Here is a 20,965-nt window from a genome sequence, read left to right on the forward strand (position 1 = left end):
GCAGTGGCGCGAGTTTACCGTATCGGCTCGCGGCATTGCAGGCGCAATGCCGTTGAGGGAGACAACATTCATCGCAGCCGGGAAAACGACTCAACCGGTGATCAGGTTGCCCTTGAGGAACACTTCGCGGCGCTGCTTGCGGCCCACATATTCATGCTTGCTGGCCTGGTAAACCTCGGTGAATTTCTCTGCGCAGATGCCCGGCAGTTGATCGAGGTATTCCTCCACCAGCGCGTCGTACTGCGCTTCGGTGATCAGTTTGTAGACTTCGCGACGATAGAAGAACCCCAACTGAAAACCCAGGGTCTCGCTGGGATGGGGCGTGATGGTGGCGAAGCAGTTCTCGAAGTCGATGGCCTTGAGCGGAGCCTGGGGGCTGATCATGATGTTGCCGGCCCAGAAATCCATGTGGGTGATGTTCTTTTGCGCGAGGGAGTGCAGCAGTCCGAACGCATCGCGGATAAAGGGCTCGATCTTGTCCGGGTTGTTGCGCAACCACTGTACGCCGTCGATGTAATCATCCAGCAGACGGGTAAGGATGAAGTATTCCTGTACCAGTCCCAGGCGGTCCCGGGTATAGCCGAATCCTTCAAGGTCGGACATCTGTACGCCGCGTCGCTGGGCTTCGACGGTGTTGATCAGCTCTTCCAGCGGCCAGTCGAAGCGGCCGTTGCGCTGGGGCTTGCCCAGGGTGACGCGAACTTTCGCCTTGAGCGTATCCAGGGGCTGCACTTTGGCGAACAGCGGTGTCTCGCCGCTCGCCAAGGGCGCGCTGGCGCGGGTCTGCTTGTGTTCGTGACGTTGGCGGATGAGTTTTTCGAGGGCTGCGCAGGCGTCTGCCGAAGGTTTTTCACGAAGGTGCAGGGTGGTATTGAGAAAGCAGAAGGTGAAAGGGTAATCGCGTTGAAATGGCTGACTGCTGAGCACGGGGCTTCCTGCCTTAATGTCGAATAGCCACTATTTTAATATTTTTTTCACAAATTCATAACAAATTATTCAGACCAATCTTTATTTTTGATCGGATTTTTCTTGGGAGTGTGCCCCTCAATCGAGGGGCGTCCCGCTAGGGCGGCCGCTCTCGATCAGAAGGGGGCCGGGCACTCGAAGCGCAGGCGTTCGCCACTCTGCGGATGGGTGAAGCTGAGCATGCTGGCGTGCAGGCACAGGCGTGGCCAGGCGGCTAGCGCTTGCGGGTGCGCGTACAGGCCGTCGCCCAGCAGCGGGTGACCGATGGACAGCATATGCACCCGCAACTGGTGCGAGCGCCCGGTGATCGGGGTCAGCTCGACGCGGCACCAGTCGCCGCAGCGCTCCAGCACCCGCCAGAAGGTCAGGGCGTTCTTGCCGAATTCGTGGTCCACCACGTGCCGCGGTTTGGTCGGCGGGTCATAGCGCAGTGGCAGGTCGATGCTGCCGCTGTCCAGTTCCGGCTGGCCCCAGCACAGCGCGGTGTAGGCTTTTTCGGTCTCGCGGTCGTGAAATTGCCGGGACAGTTCGCGGTGGGTGTCGGGGTCGCGGGCCAGCAGGATGATGCCGGAGGTTTCCCAGTCCAGCCGATGGACGATACGGGCTTCCGGGTAACCGTTTTCCTGCAGGCGGGTTATCAGGCAATCCTTGTTGTCATCGGCCCGGCCGGGCACGGAGAGCAGCAGGGTGGGCTTGTCCACCACCAGGACGGCGGCGTCCTGGTGAATGATGCGGATATTCGACAGCGGCATTAAAACAGCCTCGTAACAAACGCCAACGGCGGCTCGATCAACCCGGCTTCTACAGGAGCAGGCTTGCTCCTGTAGAAAAACCGAGGGATCGAGCCGCCGTGGCTCCAACCGAATCGATCAGCGATCAGGCAGGGTGATATTGAGTTCCAGGATCGAGCAGCTGCCCTGGTTTTCCAGAGCGACGTGCACGTCATCGGACCCGATATTGACGTACTTGCGGATTACTTCCACCAGTTCCTTCTGCAAGGCAGGCAAGTAATCGGGGGTAGTGCGTTGGCCGCGTTCATGCGCCACGATGATCTGTAGACGCTCTTTCGCTACCGACGCGGTGCTTACTTTTTTGCTGGCACGAAAGAAGTCAAAAAGGTTCATTACCTACCTCCAAACAGGCGCTCGAAGAATCCCTTCTTCTCGACATTGAGGAACCGGTGTTCCTTTTCCTTGCCCAGCAAGCGATCAACGGTATCGCTGTAGGCCTGACCGGCATCGCTCTGGTCGTCGAGAATCACCGGCACGCCCTGGTTGGAGGCCTTGAGCACTGCCTGGGATTCCGGAATTACGCCGAGAAGGCGCACAGCGAGGATTTCCTTGACGTCTTCGACGCCGAGCATTTCCCCTTTTTCGACACGCTCCGGGTGGTAGCGGGTGATCAGCAGGTGTTCCTGGATCGGCTCTTCGCCTCTTTCGGCGCGACGGGACTTGCTGGCCAGAAGGCCGAGCATGCGGTCGGAGTCACGTACCGAGGAAACTTCCGGGTTGGTCACGACAATCGCTTCGTCGGCGAAGTACATGGCCAGGTGGGCACCTTTCTCGATACCGGCCGGGGAGTCGCAGACCACGAAATCGAAGGTCTCCTTGAGCTCCATCAGTACTTTTTCCACGCCTTCCTGGGTCAGCGCGTCTTTGTCGCGGGTCTGACTGGCGGCCAATACGTAGAGGTTTTCCAGGCGCTTGTCTTTGATCAGGGCTTGCTGCAGGTTGGCTTCGCCGTTGACCACGTTGACGAAGTCATACACCACGCGACGTTCGCAACCCATGATCAGGTCGAGGTTACGCAAGCCGACGTCGAAGTCGACGATGACAGTTTTGTGACCGCGCAGAGCGAGGCCGGTACCGATAGCGGCGCTGGTGGTGGTCTTACCCACACCACCCTTGCCGGATGTAACCACGAGAATCTTGGCCAAGGTGTTTCACCCCTAAGGAAGAAGGACTTTTTAGCCCCTGAAAAACATCTCTTGAAAACTACTGCAGTCGGACAGCCTTGGCTGGAGGTCGGTTGACACCTGCTCCTACTTCGTTTGAGCCGTAATCGCTACGTTTTAGAGATGCTTGGAAAATGCGGCAGTATCCGTTAAAGACGTGTGATGTTCAACACGTCACCCGACAGGCTGACCTGGACTCCGGCACCCCACAGCGGATCGCGCCGCAGGTCCTCGGAAACCTTGTACTGGCCGGCGATGGACACCAGTTCAGCGCTCAACTGCTGACAGAAAATCCGTGCCTTGGTGTCGCCCTTGACCCCGGCCAGCGCCCGACCGCGCATCGGGCCGTATACATGGATGTTGCCATCGGCCAGAAGTTCCGCACCCGGACTGACTGAGGAAGTCACTACCAGATCGCCACCCTGGGCATAGATCTGCTGCCCGCCGCGTACTGGCGAAGTGATGATGCGGGTGGGCTTGATGGTCGGCTCAGGCGGCTTCTCAGGCTTTTTCCGTACTTCGTTTTCCTGCGGTTCCAGTGGCCGTTCCCGGGCGCCGGAGGGTGGCAGGACGGGCAGATCGACGGCGATCGCCGCGGCGATGTCTTCGATGCGGCTGGCGCGGATCGCCAGGGTGCGCAGACCATGGTGACGACAGACGCGCATCAGGCCGGGCAGATCGACGGCGCCTTCGTTGGCCGGCAGTTTGTCCAGCGCCAGCACCAACGGGGCGTTACTGAAGAAATTCGGGGCTTGCGCGACCTTCGCCGCCAGTTGGCGATCGAGGCCCTCGAGGTCGTTGCGGGCCAGTTCCAGCACGGTGATGGCCAGCATGCTGCCCTTCAACTGGAACACAGGATCCAGGTCTTGCGATTCGGTTTGGCTCATGGTCGGCATAAAGCGGCTTGTCACTAAAAGTGCCGAGACTTATAACGAGAACGCCCGCGGGCCGCAAGCCGGGTCGAACCGATGTAGAATGCGCGACCTTGTTGTCTGTCCGGAATCTGTAATGGATCGCCCGCGTTTTCGAGCTGCATTTCTTTATCCCCGTTTTTGGCCGCTGTGGCTGGGCCTGGGCCTGCTATGGCTGGTGGTCCAGCTGCCTTATCCGTTGCTGCTGTGGATCGGTCGTGCCCTGGGGGCGCTGATGTACCGGGTGGCCGGCGAGCGCCGGCGGATCGCCAAGCGCAACCTGGAACTGTGTTTCCCCGAAAAGTCCGCCGCCGAGCGCAAGCGTCTGCTCAAGGAAAACTTCGCCTCCACCGGCATCGCTTTTTTCGAGATGGCCATGAGCTGGTGGTGGTCCAAGCCGCGCCTGGCGCGCCTGGCCCATGTCGAAGGCCTGGAGCATCTCAAGCAGGCGCAGCTGGAAGGCAAGGGCGTGATTCTCATGGCTTTGCACTTCACCACCCTGGAAATCGGCGCGGCGTTGCTGGGCCAGCAGCACACCATCGACGGCATGTACCGCGAGCACAAGAACCCGCTGTTCGATTTCATCCAGCGCCGTGGTCGCGAACGGCACAATCTGGATTCCCTGGCGGTGGAGCGTGAAGACGTGCGTGGCATGCTCAAGCTGCTGCGTGCCGGCCGTGCCATCTGGTACGCACCGGACCAGGATTACGGCGCCAAGCAGAGCGTGTTCGTGCCGCTGTTCGGCATCCAGGCGGCGACGGTCACCGCCACCAGCAAGTTCGCCCGGCTGGGCAAGGCCCTGGTGGTGCCTTTCACTCAGCAGCGGCTGGCCGATGGCAGTGGTTATCGGCTGGTGATTCACCCGCCGTTGCAGGATTTCCCGGGTGAGACCGACGAGGCCGATTGCCTGCGCATCAACCAGTGGATCGAAGGCGTGTTGCGCGAGTGTCCGGAGCAGTATCTGTGGGCGCACCGCCGCTTCAAGAGCCGCCCGCCAGGCGAGCCGAAGCTATACAAGAAGCGCGGTTGAAATTATCGCGTTAGATTGAAAACCCTTTATCAACGCCATGGAGTGTAGCGATGAGCCCAGCGGAACCGGTCACAGGATTGATTCTTTCCGGCGGCGGGGCTCGTGCGGCATATCAGGTGGGGGTGCTGGCGGCGATTGCCGAGTTGCTGCCGGCGGGGGCGAGCAATCCGTTTCCGGTGATAGTCGGGACCTCGGCTGGGGCGATCAATGCGGTCAGCCTGGCCAGCGGCGCGCTGGATTTCACTGCGGCCATCGAGCGTCTCACCGCATTCTGGCAGGGCTTTCGCAGCCATCAGGTGATCCGCAGCGACTGGCCCGGGGTGATCCGCCAGGCCACCCGGTTCGTCGGCCACAGCCTGCTTGGCCTGGGCGCACAGGTGCCGGTGGCACTGCTCAACAGCTCGCCGCTGCGGCAGTTGTTGAACGATAAGCTGCAGCTGTCCGGTATTCGTCAGGCTATCGCGCAAAAGCATCTGAAGGCAGTGGCGGTCACGGCCTTCGGTTATGAGTCGGGCCAGGCGGTGACCTTCTACCAGGGCGGCGGCACCATCGATGCCTGGCTGCGTCATCGGCGCATCGGCCTGCCCACGGAACTCACGGTTGAACACTTGCTGGCCAGTTCGGCGATCCCACTGCTGTTCGCGCCGGTGAGAATCGGCCAGGAGTTTTTCGGCGACGGCGCGGTGCGGCAATCGGCGCCCATCAGTCCGGCGTTGCACCTGGGGGCCAGCCGGGTGCTGGTGGTCGGGGTCAGCGGCAACCCTCGTGGCATCGACCCGCAGGCGCCCCAGCAGCGCAGCTATACCGGGCAGCAGCCGACGCTGGCGCAGATCGGCGGCCACATGCTCAACAGTACGTTCATTGACAGCCTGGAGAGCGATATCGAACTCCTGCAGCGGCTCAACCAGTTCAGTCATCTGCTGCCGTCGGGCACGCCCGTCCGTACCCTGGGGGTGGCGCCGGTGGAGGTGCTGGTGATTGCGCCCAGCCAGCCGATCGATGAAATCGCTGCCCGTCACCGGCATGAGTTGCCAGCGGCGCTGCGCCTGTTTCTGCGCGGGCCGGGGGCGACCAAGACCAGCGGTGCCGGGGTCCTGAGTTACCTGCTGTTCGAGGCGGGGTATTGCAGCGAGCTGATCGAGTTGGGGCGCAGCGATGCATTGGCCAAGCGCGACGAGCTGCGGCGGTTTCTGGGGTTGGCGGCTGCGGTCGAGACGGCCTGAAAAAGCATCGCGAGCAAGCTNNNNCTCGCGATAGCGTTTCTAAGGGCAATGCTCAGGCGGTCAGTTTGTCGTCGCGAAAATCCCGCAACGCCTGCTCGATCTCTTCCCGGCTGTTCATCACGAACGGGCCGTACTGCACGATCGGCTCGCCCAGGGGCTTGCCGGCGATCAGTAGCACACGGGCGCCTTCGGCACTGCTGAGCTGGATCTCGCCCTGGTCGGACAGGCGCACCAGCTTGCTGCTGGCCACCTGCTGCGGGTGCCCGGGCAGCTCGATCTGGCCTTCATAGACATACAGCAGGGCCCGGTGCCCCTCGGGCAGACGCGGACTGATGCTGGCGCCAGCAGGCAAGCGCAGGTCGAAGTAGTGGGGTTCGGTGTCCGGTCGTTCGACGGCACCGGTCTGCTGCGCCTGACCGTCATCGAAGCGGCCGGCGATCACCACCACCTCCACGCCATTGGCAGTGGTCAGGCGCGGGATGTCCTGGGGTTGAATGTCCCGGTAGCCGGCCTTGTCCAGCTTGTGTTTGCCCGGCAGGTTCAGCCATAGCTGGAAGCCGCGCATCACGCCTTCTTCCTGCTCCGGCATCTCGCTGTGGATGATGCCCTTGGCGGCGGTCATCCATTGCACGCCACCGCCTTCCAGCAGGCCGACGTTGCCCAGGTGATCCTCATGGCGCATGCGGCCTTCGAGCATGTAGGTGACGGTTTCGAAACCGCGGTGGGGGTGGGGCGGAAAGCCGGCGATGTAATCGTCGGGGTTTTCCGAGCCGAACTCGTCGAGCATCAGGAACGGGTCGAAACGCTCGACACCCTGGCCACCGAAGACCCGGGTCAGTCTGACGCCGGCGCCGTCCGAAGCGGGCTGGCCGGTATGGACGCTGAGTACTTTGCGAAATTGAGTCATCGATGCAACTCCTGATCAGGTTGGAATGAGCGACATGCTATGCCAGCTCAACTGATCGATGGTTGCGAATATCGGGGTGTTGCTATCGATTTATTCGATGCAATCCGTTCCCGCGACCAGCACGGGAACGGCGCTTACAGCATCAGAAGTGGTACTTGAGCAGCAGGCTGGCGGTGTTCTGGTCGGTGTCGAAGTAGGGGGTGTCCTTGACCCCGTACTTGTTCTTCCAGTAGTCGTATTCGATACCGACATACAGCTGTTTATCGCCCAGTTTCAGCGCCTTGCCCAGGTCGTACTTGATTTGCGGGTTGATGTGCAGGTTGGCGTGGTACTCGCCTTTGGCGTTCTTGTCGTTGTCCACCACCCAGTCGATGAAACCGTCGACCAGGATGTCCGAACTACCCACGGGAATGGTGTAGGACCAGACCGGGGTGATCTGCCAGACATTGTCGCCGGCACGGCTGCCTTCGGTCTGACGGTTGTAGAAGTTCAACTGGAAGTAATCGAACCCGGGGATCGCCAGGTCAAAACCCGGACCGATCAGGTAGGACTCGTTATCGCCTTCGCCGAACTCGTAAGTCATGGCCAGCAATACATCCTTGATCGGGCCGAACTCCAACTTCTGATCAAAGATCTTGCCGAACGAAAGACGCGGGCTGAACTCGCCGTAATAGGTGTTCGGGCCGACGTTGCCGTCCTTTTTACCGTTGTAGAAGATCTTGTCGATAAACAGGAAGTTGTCGCCGTACTTCCAGGCATCGGCATGTTCGAACGTAACGGTCTGTTGGATCTCCGGATTGATCGCGAAGTCTTTGCCGTAGAGGTAGGTCAGGCTGTTGTTCTGCCATTGCAGCAGGTCGCCGGCGTTGGCCTGGGCCCCTGCCAGCAAGGATCCGGCAAGCATCAGGCCTTTACAGATGCGGTTCATTCGGTTGCTCCCAAAAAGTAAGTGGTTCTACGTTTTTCTTTAAAAGCCGGTGCTCTGGTGTGGCACCTTTTCAATGGCTGAAAAATCATCCGATCGGTCAGCTTTGTTGCTGATAGCAAGAGCTGAGCCAAGGCGAAAAAAAAGCGCAAAAACTCCCGCGCGGCTGTACCAATACAGTCGGTCGAGAGTGAATTCGGTTTTAAATCGGTACGCCTTGGTACTTTCCAGAGGCCGGGATAAGTTGGCTTTCTGGTCAGGTTTTAAATCCGGGCTTTTTTTTTCACCGGACTCAGGCGGCCGCGGAGAATACTGACTCCCACGGCCTTGCTCAAGTGCTCTGCAATAGCGCACTTGAAACAACTTTGGGGCGCGTTTGCCGGCCATCCTAGAAATGCACCTTCACCAGCAGGCTGGCGGTGTTCTGGTTGGTGTCCAGGTTCGCGCTGTGCTGGATGCCGTACTTGTCTTTCCAGTAGCTGTATTCGAGGCCGACATACAGCTGCTTCTCGCCCAGGCTCAGGGCCTTGCCCAGGTCGTATTTGATCTGCGGGTTGATATGCAGGTTGGCGTGGTAGGTGCCGCGGTCGTTCTGGTCGTTGTCCACCACCCAGTCCAGGTAGCCGTCGATCAACAGGTTCGAGCGCCCCAGCGGGATGCTGTAGGACCAGGACGGGGTGATCTGCCAGACACCGTCGCCGGGGCGCGGGCCTTCGGTCTGGCGGCGGTAGAAGTTCAGGGTGAAATAATTGAAGCCCGGAACGGCGAGGTCGAAACCGGGGCCGATCAGATAGGCCTCGCTGTCGCCTTCGCCATATTCGTAGGTCGTGGCCAGCAACAGGTCCTTGACCGGGCCGAAGGCGAATGAGCGCTCGAGGATCTTGCCGAAGGACAGCCTTGGGCTGAACTCGCCGTAAAAGGCGTGGGGGCCTTTGTTTCGGTCTTCCTGGCCGTTGTAGAAAATCTTGTCGACGAACAGGAAGGTATCGCCGTATTTCCAGCGGTCGGCGTGCTCGAAGGTCAGCGTCTGCTGGATCGACGGGTTGATCGCGAAGTTCTTGCCGTACAGGTACGTCAGGCTGTTGGTCTGCCACAGCAGCAGGTCGCCAGCCATGACCTGGGTTGTCGCCAGCAGTCCACCGCTCAGCAGCAGGCGTGCGTGTGCATGTCTCATCGTGTTGCTCCCTGTTTGTTTTTATTGTCAAGGCGCAGGCAGCCGCCGACTGCGACCGGGCGCGGTGCCGGGTCTGCCTGTCGTGCGTGTATTTCGGGTATCGACGGTCAAGCAGGGGCGACCGCCAGGCCGCCCCGTTCAGGCTTCAATGCTGGTGGGCGTGTCGGGTGTTGCTGGCGGCTCGTTCGGTGCCGCCCAGGATGTTGAACAGCAGGTTCAGGGTCAGGGCACTGAGGGTCGCCATGGCGATTCCGCTGTGGGTGATGGGGCTCATCCACAGGGGCAAGTGAGCGAAGAACTCCGGCCGGACCACCGGAATCAGGCCCATGCCGATGCTCACCGCTACCAGCAGTTGATTGCGGCGGTCGGCGATGTCGGCTTCCTGGAGGATCTTGATCCCGGTCGCCGCCACCATGCCGAACATGGCGATGGCCGCGCCGCCCAGTACCGCGGGTGGAATCGAGGCCACCAGGAAAGCCGCCTTGGGCAGCAGGCTCAGCACTATCAGCAGGCCGCCGGCGACTATGGTCACCGAGCGGCAACGCACGCCGGTCATCTGCACCAGGCCGATGTTCTGGGCGAACGAAGAGTGGGTGAAGGTATTGAGGAAACCGGCGAAAAACGAGGCGCCGGCATCACACAGCAGGCCGCGCCGCAGCATGCGCGGGGTGACTTCCTGGCCGGTGATCTTCCCCAGCGCCAGGAACATCCCGGTGGACTCGACGAAGATGATCACCACCACCAGGCACATCGAAAGGATCGGTGCCAGATGGAACTGCGGCATGCCGAAGTGCAGCGGGGTGACCACCTGCACCCAGGGCGCCTGGGCCATGCCGCTGAGGTCGACCATGCCGATCAGGCCGCAGAGCAGGTAGCCCAGGCCCATGCCGATCAGCACGGAAATGTTCACCCAGAAACCGCGCATGAAACGGTGCACCAGCAGGATGGTGCCCAGTACCAGCGCGGCGATGCTCAGGTAGATGGGGGAGCCGAACTCGGCATTGTGGCTGCCGCCGCCCGCCCAGTTCACTGCGACCGGGAACAGCGACAGGCCGATGGAGGTGATGACGGTACCGGTGACCAGGGGTGGGAAGAAGCGCACCACCTTGGACATGAAGGGCGCGATCAGCATGCCGAAGAAACCGGCGGCGATGGTCGCGCCAAAGATCCCCTGCAAACCGATGCCCGGCATGCCGGCCATGGCCACCATGCTGCCCACGGCGGCAAAGCTGGCGCCCATCATCACCGGCATGCGGATGCCCATGGGGCCGATGCCGAGGGATTGCACGATGGTGGCGATGCCGGCGACCAGCAGGTCGGCATTGATCAGGAAGGCGATTTCTTCACGACTCAGACCCGCGGCCTGTCCGATGATCAACGGCACCGCGATGGCGCCTCCGTACATCAGCAGGACGTGCTGCAAACCGACCAGGATCAGTTGCAAAAGGGGCAGTCGCGCAAAGGCGGGTGCGTCGGGGATGCGCGGTTCGTTTAACGCGGACATGCAACACCTCGGATCTTTTTTATTCTTGTGATTAGAAGCTGTGTGGTTGCGAACAGCTTTTTTGCAGCAGGCCAACCGCGTGGCGGTTGATCGCGAGCAAGCTCGCTCCCGTAGGAGCGAGGCTTGCCCGCGATGTTTTTCAGCGGTGACTCAGTTGGTGCGTGCCCCCTGGGTGATCCAGGCGCCGATCAGGTCACGCTCCTGCTGGGTCATCTGGGTGATGTTGCCCAGCGGCATGATCTGGCTGGCAACGGCCTGGGCCTGGATCCGTGGGGCCTGGAGCTTGATCTGCTCCGGGGTGTCGAACATCACGCCGGCTGGCGCGGCACTGAACAGCGGGCTGGTGGGCTTGGCCGAGTGGCAGACGGTGCAACGTTCCTGGATCACGTCATGCACCTTGTCGAAGCTCGGGCCCTGGGTTGCCGTGGACGCTTGCGTCGGAGCAACTTCGGGAGCCGCCGGAGCTGCCGGAGCCGCTGCGGTTGCTGGCTTGGCACCGCCGCCAAGGGCGGTTTCCGGCAGTGGCTGGTACTCGATCTTCGCCGACGCCTTGGCCACTTCCGGAGCCTTGGCCATTTGCGCGGGGCCGGTGACGTAGGCCAGGCAGATCATGCCCAGGGCTGCGACCGGCAGGGTCCAGGCGAACTTGTGGCTGTCGTGGCGGGTGTTGAAGTAGTGACGCACCAGCACTGCCAGCACCGCGATCCCGGCCAGGATCAACCAGTTGTACTTGCTGCCGTAGGTGCTCGGGAAGTGGTTGCTGATCATGATGAACAGCACGGGCAGGGTGAAGTAGTTGTTGTGGCGCGAACGCAGCAGGCCCTTGGCCGGCAGGGTCGGGTCCGGCGTGCGGTTTTCCGCGATGGCGGCCACCAGCGCGCGCTGGGCCGGCATGATGATGCGGAACACGTTGCCGACCATGATGGTGCCGATGATGGCGCCGACATGCAGGTAGGCGCCGCGACCGCTGAACACCTTGCTGAAGCCATAGGCTGCGGCGATCAACAGCACGAACAGGATGAAGCCGAGCAGGGCGGGTTTCTTGCCCAGGGGCGAGTCGCAGAGGAAGTCGTAGACGAACCAGCCGGCGATCAGGGAAGCGATGCCGATGGCCACGCCTTCAGGGCCGGTCAGGCCGCTGCCGGGCGCTACCAGGTAGAGCATCGGGTTGTAGTAGAACACCAGGCACAGCAGGGCGATCCCCGACATCCAGGTGAAGTAGGCTTCCCACTTGAACCAGTGCAGGTTCTCCGGCATGGAGGGTGGGGCCAGTTTGTATTTTTCCAGGTGATAGATACCGCCACCGTGGATGGCCCAGAGGTCGCCCGACAGGCCGTCCTTGGGGTTGACGCGATTGAGGTTGTTTTCCAGCCAGACGAAGTAGAACGACGCGCCGATCCAGGCCACGCCAGTGATCATGTGAACCCAACGCACGCTCAGGTTGAGCCATTCCAACAGATGTGCTTCCACAGTCTTTACCTCTCGCCTGTCACCCTTGTTTTCGGGTGATCAGACCTTCTCTTATTGGTGGGGGGCGAGGATCAAACACTCATCCTCTTCAAAGAAATGCTCATCGCAGTTATTGCCTGTGCCACTGCGATCAACCACCAGGAAGTCATCCCGCTTTTCGATCGTCAGCACCGGGTGGTGCCAGACGCCGCGATGGTAATTAATGCCCTGCCTGCCATTGCTGACAAAGGCGCGGACCAAGCCCGATACAGGTGCATCGCCAAGTGGCGCGACCACGATCAGAAAGGGGTTGCCGAGCAGCGGAATGAAAGCCTGGCTGCCCAGCGGATGGCGCTCCAGCATGCGCACGGTCAAGGGCATGTCCAGCGCGTCGGCGCGGAAGATGCTGATGATCGCCTTGTCGTCCGGCGTGGCGGTTTCCACGGTAGCCAGACGATGGAAGCGCATGGTCGAACCGTTGTTGATCATGAAGTGATCGCTGCCGTCGGTTTCGATCACGTCACCGAAGGGGGCGAAGGCTTCTTTGGTCAGCGGTTCGATCATCAATGTGCGCATGCTGTTCTTCTTAATCTGTGAATTCGTTGTTGTCGGTGAATCATGTTTTTGTAGGAGCGAAGCTTGCTCGCGATGGCGTCAGACCGGACAGCGGATGTCGACCTGACAACCGCTATCGCGAGCAAGCTGCGCTCCTACAGGCTCGGCATTACTTCGCTACCTTGCCCAGGATCCGCAGGCGGCTGACGCCACCGTCCGGGAATACGTTCAGGCGGATATGGGTGATCGGGCCCAGGGCCTTGATCTGCTCGGCGAAGCTGTGTTCGGCGTGCATTTCCAGCTTCTGGCTCGGCAGCAGTTCGCGCCAGAACAGCGACTGGGTTTCGATCTGGCTGTCGGTGCCGCCCTTGACGAAGGCGCCCTGGATCGAGCAGCTGTCCGGGTAGTTGCCCTTGAAGTGCAAGGTGTCGACGATGATCTTCTCGATCTCGCCCGGATGGCCCAGGGCGACGATCACCCAGTCATTGCCTGGCGTGCGGCGGCGGGCGGTTTCCCAGCCATCACCCATGTTGATGCCGCGGCCCGGGTTGAGGATGTTGCTCATGCGGCCGAAGTGTTCGTCGGAGCAGGCGAGGGCGCGGCCACCGTTGAGGGCGGCTGCCAGGTCGACCTGTTCGTTGTCGCCGACCGCCGACCAGTCGCGGTATGGAATGCCATGCACGCGCAGGCGGGCCACGCCGCCATCCGGGTAGATGTTGAAGCGCAGGTGGCTGAACGCCTGGTCGTTGCTGATCTCGTGGTAGTGGTGGCTGTTGCCTTGCAGCTCGACGGCCGGCAGCACTTCCACCCACTGGGTGTTTTCGTTCGGCTCGCCTTCGGCCAGGAAGCAGGCTTCCAGGGAGGCCGATGGCGGGAAGTTGCCGGTGAAGAATGAGGTGTCGATGTCCACACCCTTGATCTGGCCAGGCACGCCCAGGCGGATCACGGCGCTGTCGTAGCCTTCGAAGCGCTTGCGGCGCGACTCCCAGCCGTCCATCCACTTGCCGTTGTCATCGAATACGCCCTCCTTCCATACGGCCGGGGTCGGCTGGAACAGACGGTTGGCGTCAGCGAACCAGTCATCGGTCACCGAGATGATCTTGGTGCCCAGGCGGGCGTCGGCCAGGTTGACGAACTTCTCGAAAGGTACGGCGTAAGCTTTCATTCTTCTTGTCTGCCTTTGATTGAGTGGCTTGGGATGCTTGCAGGGCCCTGGGTACGTTCCGTACTCGGGCCAGGCTTGCTAGAGAGTCAGTAATCGGAACAAGGCGATCTTGTTGATCTCCGCCAGCGCGCAGCGGAATTCGGTGTCCACCGAGTTGTGGATGCGTGCTTCGAACGCCGCGAGGATCTGATGCCGGTTGCTGCCTTTTACCGCCATGATGAAGGGAAACTTGAACTTGGCCTTGTAGGCGTCGTTCAGCTCGGTGAAGCGCTGGAACTCTTCGGCCGTGCATTGGTGAATACCGGCGCCAGCCTGTTCATGGGTGCTGGCTTCGGTCAACTGCCCCTGGACGGCGGCTTTGCCGGCCAGGTCCGGGTGAGCGTTGATCAGGGCGAGTTGGCTCTGGTGATCGGCGCTCAACAGGATGTCGCTCATGCGCTGGTGCAGGGTGTCGATCCGGTCGATCGACGCATCCTGGCCCAGGTCGAAGGCCTTTTCGGCGACCCATGGCGAATGTTCGTAGATATCGGCGAAGGCTTTGACGAAGGCGTCGCGGCTCAGGGTCGAGGGTTTCAGGGTTTGGAAGGTGCTCATTTCGCAGCCCCCGGGAACGGATGGGTTTGCTGCCAGTGGCGGGCGATGTCCACGCGGCGGGTGAACCAGACCTGATCGTGACCTTTAACGTACTCGATAAAGCGCTTCAGGGCGGCCAGGCGCGCCGGGCGGCCGATCAGGCGGCAGTGCAGGCCGATGGACAGCATCTTCGGCGCCTCGGCGCCTTCGGCATACAGCACGTCGAAGGCATCCTTGAGGTACTGGTAGAAGTCATCGCCCTGGTTGAAGCCCTGGACCTGGGTGAAACGCATGTCGTTGGTGTCCAGGGTGTAGGGGATCACCAGGTGCGCCTTGCCGGTCGGGTTGTTGGTTTCCCAGTAGGGCAGGTCGTCGTCGTAGGTGTCGCAGTCGTAGAGGAAACCGCCTTCTTCCATCACCAGGCGCCGGGTGTTCGGGCCGGTGCGGCCGGTGTACCAGCCCAACGGGCGTTCGCCGGTGAGTTCGGTGAGGATGCGGATCGCTTCGAGCATGTGCTCGCGTTCCTGGGCTTCGTCCATGTACTGGTAGTCGATCCAGCGGTAGCCGTGGCTGCAGATCTCGTGGCCGGCTTCGACCATGGCGCGGATCACGTCCGGATGGCGCTGGGCGGCCATGGCGACGGCGAAGATGGTCAGCGGAATGTCGAATTCCTTGAACAGCTTGAGGATCCGCCAGACGCCGGCACGGCTGCCATACTCGTACAGCGATTCCATGCTCATGTTGCGCTCGCCCTGCAGGGGCTGGGCGGCGACCATTTCCGAAAGGAAGGCTTCCGACTCCTTGTCGCCGTGCAGGATATTGCGCTCGCCGCCTTCTTCGTAATTGAGCACGAACGACAGGGCGATGCGGGCATTGCCCGGCCAGTGAGGGTGAGGAGGGTTGGAGCCATAACCGATCAGGTCGCGTGGGTAGTCAGCGCTCACTGCAGTCTTCCTTCTTATCGTGATAACGGTGGCGTGGCGGGGCCTGAGGGGGAAAGGCAGGCTGGCGTCACAGCGATGGACTGATTGTATACAACTTTTCAATCGGTTTGTAAGCCCGATTTTTTGCATTTTTCATCGATTGTGCTCATGGCTGGGTGCTGCAAGAAACCTGCCTGGTTGGTCAGCTAATGGATGAAAAGTCTTCTGTCCTCATGGTGTAGCCGCTGATCAAGGGAATACGGAGGCTTGGCAGAAGTACCCGGAAATGGGTGATTTTTATTGTGTACAATTTTTTTGAAAAGTGTCTTAATAAATTCCTCGCCGTATCCTTTCGTGCTCCGAAACGGTGCGGTCTCCTTATCAACTGACTTCAGGAGGCGCGAGGTCTGGACGTGTGAGCGCGCACAGACACGCAGAATCAATGGGACGTTTGACTACACACGTGTTGGATGCCGCGCATGGCTGCCCAGGCAGCGCCATCAAGGTCGAGTTGTACCGGGTCGAAGGTACGCAACTGGAACTGGTTGCCAGTGTCCTGACCAATAGCGATGGCCGTTGCGATGCGCCGCTGCTGCAAGGCGATGACTACCGCACCGGGGTTTACCAGCTGCAATTCCATGCCGGCGATTACTACCGTGCTCGCGGCGTACAGCTGCCTGAGCCGGCGTTTCTTGATGTGGTGGTGCTGCGTTTCGGCATCTCGGCCGAGCAGGAGCATTACCACGTACCGCTGCTGATCTCGCCCTACAGTTATTCGACCTATAGAGGAAGCTAGGACTTTCCCCCCACGAAGCCTGCGCAAATAGCTTCTTTGGTCTTTCGCCCGCTCACACTGCGGGCTTTTTTTCGTCCCCAGAAAAGTGGTGCTTGTGAGGACGCTATCGCGGGCAAGCCTCGCTCCTACAGAGAAACTGCTACAANNCCCGCGAAGCTTTCAGCGGCTCAACAACGACGCGGCCCCCGCACCGCTGAACAGCCCGGCGCTGACCCGGTTGAACCAGCTCTGGCCCTTGCCGCTGCGCAGGTAGCGCGCCGCGCCATGGGCACCCAGGCCGTAAGCCAGCTTGCACAGCAGGTCAAGCAGGGTCCAGGTGACGATCATGATCAGCAGCTGCGGCAGGAAAGGTTGTTCGGCACTGAGAAACTGCGGCAGAAACGCGGCGAAGAACAGAATGTCTTTCGGGTTGCTGGCGCCCAGCACAAAAGCGCGCCCGAACAGTGCGCGAAAGCGCGGTTTCGGTGCGGCTTCGGGCACTTCGGCGCCGAGGGAGGGTTGCCGCGATTGCTGCCAGCTTTGCCAGGCGAGATAGAACAGGTACAGCGCGCCGACGATTTTCAGGGCGCTGAACAGCTGTTCCGAGGCCAGCAGCAGGGCGCCCAGGCCCAAAGCCGAGGCGCTTAGCAGGCAGATCGAGGCAAACACGCCACCGAGAAACGCCGGGTAGGACCGACGCAAACCGTAATTCAGGCTGTTGCTGATCATCAGCAGCGACAGTGGGCCCGGGATCAGGATCACCACCAGTGCCGCGCCGCTGAACAGCAGCCAGGTTTCCACGCTCATTGTCTTTCTCCTTATGTGCAAAAGCCTCACCCGACGGGGTGAGGCCGTTTGAAACCGATGTGCCTACAAGAAAATGAACTTGGCGATAAAGATCGCGCACAGCACCCACAGGCTGATGGAGATTTCCTTGTACTTGCCCGTCCCGGCCTTCAAGGCCACGTAGGTGATGAAGCCCAGGGCGATACCGTCGGCAACCGAGAAGGTCAGCGGCATCATGATTGCGGTCACGATCGCCGGGATGCTGTCGGTGGCCTCTTCCCAATCGATGTGGGCCATGCCGCCCATCATCAGCATCGCCACATAAATCAGCGCGCCGGCGGTGGCATAAGCGGGGATCATGCCAGCCAGCGGGGCGAAAAACATGGCTGCGATAAATAGCACACCTACGGTCACTGCGGTAAGACCAGTCCGACCACCCGCGGCGACACCCGCAGCACTTTCCACGTAGCTGGTCACGGGCGGAACGCCGACCACCGCACCGAAGACGCTGGAGGCGCTGTCCGCCTTCAGGGCGCGGGAGAGGTTCTCGATCTTGCCGTCGGGGTTGACCAGGCCGGCGCGCTGGGCCACGCCCATCAGGGTGCCGGCGGTATCGAACATGTGCACGAAGAGGAAGGCCAGCACCACGCTGATCATGCTGACGTTGAACACCCCGGCGACGTCCATGGCCATCCAGGTCGGTGCCAGGCTCGGCGGGGCCGACATGATGCCCTCATAGTGCACCAGGCCCAGGCCCCAGCCGGCCAGGGTCACGGTGATGATGCTGATGAGGATCGCGCCGAACACCCGGTGATAACTGAGCACTGCAATCATCAGGAAGCAGATCGCCGCCAGCAGCGGGCCGGGTTCGCGCAGGGAGCCGAGCTTGATCAGGGTCGCCGGGCTATCGACCACGATGCCCGCGGTCTTCAAGCCGATCAGCCCGAGGAACAGGCCCACACCGGCGCCCATGGCAAAGCGCAGGCTGGCCGGAATGCTGTTGAGCAGCCATTCGCGGATCCGCGAGAAGGTCAGGAACATGAACAGCACGCCGGACACGAACACTGCACCGAGGGCGGTTTCCCAGTTGTAGCCCATGGTTCCGACCACGGTGTAGGTGAAAAAGGCGTTCAGCCCCATGCCGGGCGCCAGGCCTACCGGCCAGTTGGCGTACAGCCCCATCAACAGGCAACCCAGGGCGGCGGCGATGCAGGTGGCGACGAATGCCGCGCCGTGGTCGATGCCGGCGTCGGCCATGATGTTGGGGTTGACGAAGATGATGTAGGCCATGGTGATGAAGGTTGTCAGACCGGCGATCAATTCGGTCTTCACCGTGGTGCCATGCAACCTGAGTTTGAAGATGCGCTCCAGCCAGCCACTGTTCAGCGGCGGCGAGAGTTCCAGCGTAGGGGCGTCGGATTTGCGGCTTTCCACAGCGAGTACTCCTCAAGAGTTTTATTATTTTTTCCAGAGCCGGACACGCAAGGGTGGGCAGCGGCTCTTTGAGGCATGTAAGGCTTGCGGGCTTTTATTGACCTAAGGGTCAGGAACTCGCACGTGGCGAATTATGCTTTTGTATACAAAGAAAGCAAATAATGTTTTTTAGGTTGTGTGCGAAAAGTTCGCCAGAAAGGCTATATGGCCTGTAGCCGCTGGCGCAGCCTGCGATCGAGCGCGCAGCGGTCGCAATGGGGATGAAGCGGTCTTGCAGAAGCATCGGGTATGCAGGTTGACGACCGTTGCGCGCTCGCAGGCTGTGGTGTCAGCGGTTTTCGCCCAAGGCCTTGTTCACCGCCAGCCAGCCATCCACCGCCGCCTCGCCGGCCTCGGCGAATACCCGTTGCAGCAGCTTCACCTGCTCGCGCCGCAGCGACTGTTCAAAGCGCGCGCCGTCCTCCGTCAGCTCCAGCAGGCGTTTGCGCTTGTCGCTTTCCGGGGCAAGGCTGTTGACCAGGTGCATCTCCATCAGTTGGCGCAGCGGAATGTTCAGCGCCTGCTTGCTCACCCCCAGGGCGGTGAGCAGTTCCTTCACGCTCAGCCCCGGGTAGCGGGCGATGAAAAACACGATGCGCTGGTGCACGCGACTCAGGCCGCGGCGCTCGAGCATTTCGTCGGCCTTGGCGGTGAACGCCTGGTAACCAAAGAAGAAGGCTTCCATGGCGGCTTGTTGCGTGGTCTGGTTTTTAAGGTCAAGCATATTGACGTATCTGCGAAAGTCGGCGTAATTTCGGTCAAGCAGTTTGACGTATTTTCCTCCGCCTTTGCTACGGGTGCCCCTCATGGCCTTCTCCGAACGTGTTTCGCGTCTTAAAAGCTCACTGATCCGTGAAATCCTTGCCGCCGCGCAGCGTCCGGAAGTGATGTCGTTCGCCGGAGGCCTGCCCGCCGAAGCGATGCTGCCGAAGACCGATTGGCAGGCGATGCCGGTGTCCATGGGCCAATACGGCATGAGCGAGGGCGAGCCACAGCTGCGCGAGGTCCTGGCGGCGCAGGCCCGGGCGCTGGGTGTGCCGTGCGAGGCTAGCCAGGTACTGGTGGTCAGCGGTTCCCAGCAGACCCTCGATCTGGCGGCCAAGCTGTACATCGACAAGGGCACCGAGATCATGCTGGAAGCGCCGACCTACCTGGCGGCGCTGCAGATCTTCCAGCTGTTCGGCGCCGATTGCCTGACCGTGCCGCTTCAGGCCGATGGGCCGGATCTGGCGCAATTGCGCGCGCGCCTGGAGCAGCATCGTCCCGCGTTCATCTACCTGATCCCGACCTTCCAGAATCCTTCGGCGGTGCGCTACAGCGAGGCCAAGCGCGATGCCGTGGCGGCGTTGCTCGACGAGTTCGGAGTGACCCTGATCGAAGACGAGCCTTACCGCGAACTGACTTTCGACGGTGGCAGTGCCATGCCCATCGTCGGGCGCCTGCGCAACGCCAGCTGGATCTACACCGGCACCCTGTCGAAGACGCTGCTGCCAGGGCTGCGGGTCGGTTACCTGATCGCCAGCCCGGACCTGTTTCCCCATCTGCTGCGGTTGAAGCAATCGGCGGACCTGCACACCAACCGCGTCGGCCAATGGCAGGCGCTGCAATGGATAGGTACCGAGCAGTACCAGCAGCATCTGGGCGAGTTGCGCGATTTCTACCGGGTTCGCCGCGACGGCTTCCAGGCCGCCCTGCAACGTCATTTCGGCGATCTGGCCGACTGGCAGGTGCCCCAGGGCGGGCTGTTTTTCTGGTTGACCTTGAAACAGCCGCTGGACACCCGCACTTTGCTGACAGCGGCGCTGGAGCAGGACGTGGCATTCATGCCGGGCGAACCCTTCTTCTCCGAGCCGGACCGCAATCCAGGTCACCTGCGGTTGAATTTCAGTCATATCGATCCGGCGCGTCTGGACGAAGGTCTCAAGCGGCTGGCCACCGTGGTACGCCAAGCACAGGCTGCACAGGCAGCCTGAGAGGAGAGGGCCATGTACAAGGTTTATGGGGATTACCGGTCCGGCAACTGCTACAAGGTCAAGCTGATGCTCAATCTGCTGGGCCAGCCTTACGAGTGGCACGCCGTGGACATCTTGAACGGGGATACGCAGACCGAGGCGTTTCTGGCGAAGAACCCCAACGGCAAGATCCCGGTGCTGGAGCTGGAAGACGGCACCTGCCTGTGGGAGTCGAACGCGATTCTCAACTTTCTCGCCGATGGCAGCGAATTTCTGCCGAGCGAGCCGCGTTTACGCACGCAAGTGCTGCAATGGCAGTTTTTCGAGCAATACAGCCATGAGCCGTACATTGCCGTGGCACGTTTCATCCAGCTTTATCTGGGAATGCCGCAAGAGCGCCTTCATGAGTACGAGAAGCTGCAAAAGCGTGGTTACAAGGCGCTGGATGTGATGGAGCACCAGCTGGCGCGCACGCCGTATCTGGTGGGCGAGCAGTATTCGATTGCCGATATCGCGCTCTATGCCTACACCCATGTCGCTCATGAAGGCGGCTTCGACTTGGCGCGCTACCCGGGCATCCAGGCCTGGATGCGGCGGGTGGAAAGCCATCCGCGGCATGTTGGGATGCTCGACTGAGCCTCTGCGGGAAATAAAAAAACCGACCCTTGGGTCGGTTTTTTTTATGGTATGGCTCTTGCGGGGGCTGTTCTGGCGCTATCG

General features: G+C 61.1%; 23 protein-coding genes. 5 read left to right on the forward strand and 18 right to left on the reverse strand.

The window, feature by feature from the left end; all coding sequences use genetic code 11:
* Positions 1-90: 90 nt before the first annotated feature.
* The 5 genes from ACTJKT_RS05780 to minC form a co-directional block, all read right to left on the reverse strand.
* Positions 91-927 carry a hypothetical protein gene (locus tag ACTJKT_RS05780; RefSeq protein WP_440786462.1) on the reverse strand — a complete coding sequence of 279 codons (837 nt, stop codon included), beginning with the start codon at positions 925-927 and terminating at the stop codon, positions 91-93.
* A 155-nt stretch (positions 928-1,082) separates the two neighbouring features.
* The gene (locus ACTJKT_RS05785; RefSeq protein WP_007928667.1) at positions 1,083-1,718 is read right to left on the reverse strand and encodes an RluA family pseudouridine synthase; all 636 of its coding nucleotides are present in this window, start codon (positions 1,716-1,718) and stop codon (positions 1,083-1,085) included.
* A 117-nt stretch (positions 1,719-1,835) separates the two neighbouring features.
* Entirely contained in the window at positions 1,836-2,090 is a 255-nt protein-coding gene (minE, locus tag ACTJKT_RS05790; RefSeq protein ID WP_007928666.1) for a cell division topological specificity factor MinE, read from the reverse strand.
* Entirely contained in the window at positions 2,090-2,902 is an 813-nt protein-coding gene (minD, locus tag ACTJKT_RS05795; RefSeq protein ID WP_009050222.1) for a septum site-determining protein MinD, read from the reverse strand. Before minD ends, minE begins: the two co-directional genes overlap by 1 nt.
* 167 nt (positions 2,903-3,069) lie before the next feature.
* Complete coding sequence (minC, locus tag ACTJKT_RS05800; RefSeq protein WP_440786463.1) at positions 3,070-3,807, reverse strand: septum site-determining protein MinC; 738 nt, start codon at positions 3,805-3,807, stop codon at positions 3,070-3,072.
* A 121-nt stretch (positions 3,808-3,928) separates the two neighbouring features.
* Between minC and ACTJKT_RS05805 the strand changes: the two genes are divergently transcribed.
* Together ACTJKT_RS05805 and ACTJKT_RS05810 are read left to right on the forward strand one after the other, a co-directional pair.
* The gene (locus tag ACTJKT_RS05805) at positions 3,929-4,861 is read left to right on the forward strand and encodes a lipid A biosynthesis lauroyl acyltransferase (RefSeq protein WP_097304636.1); all 933 of its coding nucleotides are present in this window, start codon (positions 3,929-3,931) and stop codon (positions 4,859-4,861) included.
* Positions 4,862-4,911: 50 nt separating this feature from the next.
* The gene (locus ACTJKT_RS05810; protein WP_440786464.1) at positions 4,912-6,084 is read left to right on the forward strand and encodes a patatin-like phospholipase family protein; all 1,173 of its coding nucleotides are present in this window, start codon (positions 4,912-4,914) and stop codon (positions 6,082-6,084) included.
* Between the two features lie 52 nt (positions 6,085-6,136).
* Here ACTJKT_RS05810 and ACTJKT_RS05815 read toward each other — a convergent pair whose 3' ends face one another.
* From ACTJKT_RS05815 to puuE, 10 genes are all read right to left on the reverse strand, one after another.
* Entirely contained in the window at positions 6,137-6,991 is an 855-nt protein-coding gene (locus tag ACTJKT_RS05815; protein WP_440786465.1) for a pirin family protein, read from the reverse strand.
* 142 nt (positions 6,992-7,133) lie between these two features.
* Positions 7,134-7,919 (reverse strand): outer membrane protein OmpK, encoded by a 786-nt coding sequence (locus tag ACTJKT_RS05820; protein WP_440786466.1) that lies wholly within the window; start codon positions 7,917-7,919, stop codon positions 7,134-7,136.
* 39 nt (positions 7,920-7,958) lie between these two features.
* Complete coding sequence (locus ACTJKT_RS05825; protein ID WP_143492568.1) at positions 7,959-8,303, reverse strand: hypothetical protein; 345 nt, start codon at positions 8,301-8,303, stop codon at positions 7,959-7,961.
* Position 8,304: 1 nt separating this feature from the next.
* Entirely contained in the window at positions 8,305-9,090 is a 786-nt protein-coding gene (locus ACTJKT_RS05830; RefSeq protein ID WP_440786467.1) for an outer membrane protein OmpK, read from the reverse strand.
* Between the two features lie 145 nt (positions 9,091-9,235).
* Complete coding sequence (locus ACTJKT_RS05835) at positions 9,236-10,594, reverse strand: nucleobase:cation symporter-2 family protein (RefSeq protein ID WP_440786468.1); 1,359 nt, start codon at positions 10,592-10,594, stop codon at positions 9,236-9,238.
* Between the two features lie 150 nt (positions 10,595-10,744).
* Entirely contained in the window at positions 10,745-12,064 is a 1,320-nt protein-coding gene (locus ACTJKT_RS05840) for a urate hydroxylase PuuD (protein WP_440786469.1), read from the reverse strand.
* 51 nt (positions 12,065-12,115) lie between these two features.
* A complete protein-coding gene (locus ACTJKT_RS05845; protein WP_009050214.1) occupies positions 12,116-12,619 on the reverse strand; it encodes an ureidoglycolate lyase in 504 nt (167 codons plus the stop codon).
* A 148-nt stretch (positions 12,620-12,767) separates the two neighbouring features.
* On the reverse strand, positions 12,768-13,763 hold the full coding sequence (gene alc / locus ACTJKT_RS05850; protein WP_440786470.1) for an allantoicase: 996 nt from the start codon (positions 13,761-13,763) through the stop codon (positions 12,768-12,770).
* A 78-nt stretch (positions 13,764-13,841) separates the two neighbouring features.
* Entirely contained in the window at positions 13,842-14,357 is a 516-nt protein-coding gene (gene uraD / locus ACTJKT_RS05855; RefSeq protein WP_009050212.1) for a 2-oxo-4-hydroxy-4-carboxy-5-ureidoimidazoline decarboxylase, read from the reverse strand.
* A complete protein-coding gene (gene puuE, locus ACTJKT_RS05860) occupies positions 14,354-15,280 on the reverse strand; it encodes an allantoinase PuuE (RefSeq protein ID WP_440786471.1) in 927 nt (308 codons plus the stop codon). The genes uraD and puuE overlap by 4 nt, the downstream gene beginning before the upstream one ends.
* A 421-nt stretch (positions 15,281-15,701) precedes the next feature.
* On the opposite strand from puuE, the gene uraH reads away from it, so the two are divergent.
* Positions 15,702-16,055, forward strand: a complete 354-nt coding sequence (uraH, locus tag ACTJKT_RS05865; RefSeq protein WP_440786472.1) for a hydroxyisourate hydrolase — start codon at positions 15,702-15,704, stop codon at positions 16,053-16,055.
* A 159-nt stretch (positions 16,056-16,214) separates the two neighbouring features.
* Here the strand turns inward: uraH and ACTJKT_RS05870 are convergent, their stop codons facing one another.
* From ACTJKT_RS05870 to ACTJKT_RS05880, 3 genes are all read right to left on the reverse strand, one after another.
* Positions 16,215-16,841 carry a LysE family translocator gene (locus tag ACTJKT_RS05870; RefSeq protein WP_023966462.1) on the reverse strand — a complete coding sequence of 209 codons (627 nt, stop codon included), beginning with the start codon at positions 16,839-16,841 and terminating at the stop codon, positions 16,215-16,217.
* 63 nt (positions 16,842-16,904) lie between these two features.
* Positions 16,905-18,254 carry an NCS2 family permease gene (locus ACTJKT_RS05875; RefSeq protein ID WP_151264420.1) on the reverse strand — a complete coding sequence of 450 codons (1,350 nt, stop codon included), beginning with the start codon at positions 18,252-18,254 and terminating at the stop codon, positions 16,905-16,907.
* 328 nt (positions 18,255-18,582) lie between these two features.
* Positions 18,583-19,017 (reverse strand): MarR family transcriptional regulator, encoded by a 435-nt coding sequence (locus tag ACTJKT_RS05880; RefSeq protein ID WP_169914573.1) that lies wholly within the window; start codon positions 19,015-19,017, stop codon positions 18,583-18,585.
* Between the two features lie 82 nt (positions 19,018-19,099).
* Between ACTJKT_RS05880 and ACTJKT_RS05885 the strand changes: the two genes are divergently transcribed.
* Together ACTJKT_RS05885 and ACTJKT_RS05890 are read left to right on the forward strand one after the other, a co-directional pair.
* Positions 19,100-20,266 carry a PLP-dependent aminotransferase family protein gene (locus tag ACTJKT_RS05885; RefSeq protein ID WP_440786473.1) on the forward strand — a complete coding sequence of 389 codons (1,167 nt, stop codon included), beginning with the start codon at positions 19,100-19,102 and terminating at the stop codon, positions 20,264-20,266.
* Positions 20,267-20,278: 12 nt separating this feature from the next.
* Complete coding sequence (locus tag ACTJKT_RS05890; protein WP_440786474.1) at positions 20,279-20,881, forward strand: glutathione S-transferase family protein; 603 nt, start codon at positions 20,279-20,281, stop codon at positions 20,879-20,881.
* Positions 20,882-20,965 lie beyond the last annotated feature (84 nt).

Origin of the sequence: Pseudomonas sp. 22526, assembly GCF_052044735.1 — a bacterium.
In the GTDB taxonomy this organism is placed as follows: Bacteria; Pseudomonadota; Gammaproteobacteria; order Pseudomonadales; family Pseudomonadaceae; genus Aquipseudomonas; species Aquipseudomonas piscium.

What these genes read in the sequence shown, in the direction of transcription:
- alc (WP_440786470.1), bottom strand. Translation starts at nt 13,763, where the DNA reads ATGAAAGCTTACGCCGTACCTTTCGAGAAGTTCGTCAACCTGGCCGAC.
- ACTJKT_RS05785 (WP_007928667.1), bottom strand. Translation starts at nt 1,718, where the DNA reads ATGCCGCTGTCGAATATCCGCATCATTCACCAGGACGCCGCCGTCCTG.
- ACTJKT_RS05820 (WP_440786466.1), bottom strand. Translation starts at nt 7,919, where the DNA reads ATGAACCGCATCTGTAAAGGCCTGATGCTTGCCGGATCCTTGCTGGCA.
- ACTJKT_RS05870 (WP_023966462.1), bottom strand. Translation starts at nt 16,841, where the DNA reads ATGAGCGTGGAAACCTGGCTGCTGTTCAGCGGCGCGGCACTGGTGGTG.
- ACTJKT_RS05845 (WP_009050214.1), bottom strand. Translation starts at nt 12,619, where the DNA reads ATGCGCACATTGATGATCGAACCGCTGACCAAAGAAGCCTTCGCCCCC.
- ACTJKT_RS05890 (WP_440786474.1), top strand. Translation starts at nt 20,279, where the DNA reads ATGTACAAGGTTTATGGGGATTACCGGTCCGGCAACTGCTACAAGGTC.
- ACTJKT_RS05810 (WP_440786464.1), top strand. Translation starts at nt 4,912, where the DNA reads ATGAGCCCAGCGGAACCGGTCACAGGATTGATTCTTTCCGGCGGCGGG.
- ACTJKT_RS05825 (WP_143492568.1), bottom strand. Translation starts at nt 8,303, where the DNA reads ATGGCCGGCAAACGCGCCCCAAAGTTGTTTCAAGTGCGCTATTGCAGA.
- ACTJKT_RS05815 (WP_440786465.1), bottom strand. Translation starts at nt 6,991, where the DNA reads ATGACTCAATTTCGCAAAGTACTCAGCGTCCATACCGGCCAGCCCGCT.
- ACTJKT_RS05805 (WP_097304636.1), top strand. Translation starts at nt 3,929, where the DNA reads ATGGATCGCCCGCGTTTTCGAGCTGCATTTCTTTATCCCCGTTTTTGG.
- uraD (WP_009050212.1), bottom strand. Translation starts at nt 14,357, where the DNA reads ATGAGCACCTTCCAAACCCTGAAACCCTCGACCCTGAGCCGCGACGCC.
- ACTJKT_RS05880 (WP_169914573.1), bottom strand. Translation starts at nt 19,017, where the DNA reads ATGCTTGACCTTAAAAACCAGACCACGCAACAAGCCGCCATGGAAGCC.
- minC (WP_440786463.1), bottom strand. Translation starts at nt 3,807, where the DNA reads ATGAGCCAAACCGAATCGCAAGACCTGGATCCTGTGTTCCAGTTGAAG.
- uraH (WP_440786472.1), top strand. Translation starts at nt 15,702, where the DNA reads ATGGGACGTTTGACTACACACGTGTTGGATGCCGCGCATGGCTGCCCA.
- ACTJKT_RS05885 (WP_440786473.1), top strand. Translation starts at nt 19,100, where the DNA reads ATGGCCTTCTCCGAACGTGTTTCGCGTCTTAAAAGCTCACTGATCCGT.
- ACTJKT_RS05830 (WP_440786467.1), bottom strand. Translation starts at nt 9,090, where the DNA reads ATGAGACATGCACACGCACGCCTGCTGCTGAGCGGTGGACTGCTGGCG.
- ACTJKT_RS05835 (WP_440786468.1), bottom strand. Translation starts at nt 10,594, where the DNA reads ATGTCCGCGTTAAACGAACCGCGCATCCCCGACGCACCCGCCTTTGCG.
- minE (WP_007928666.1), bottom strand. Translation starts at nt 2,090, where the DNA reads ATGAACCTTTTTGACTTCTTTCGTGCCAGCAAAAAAGTAAGCACCGCG.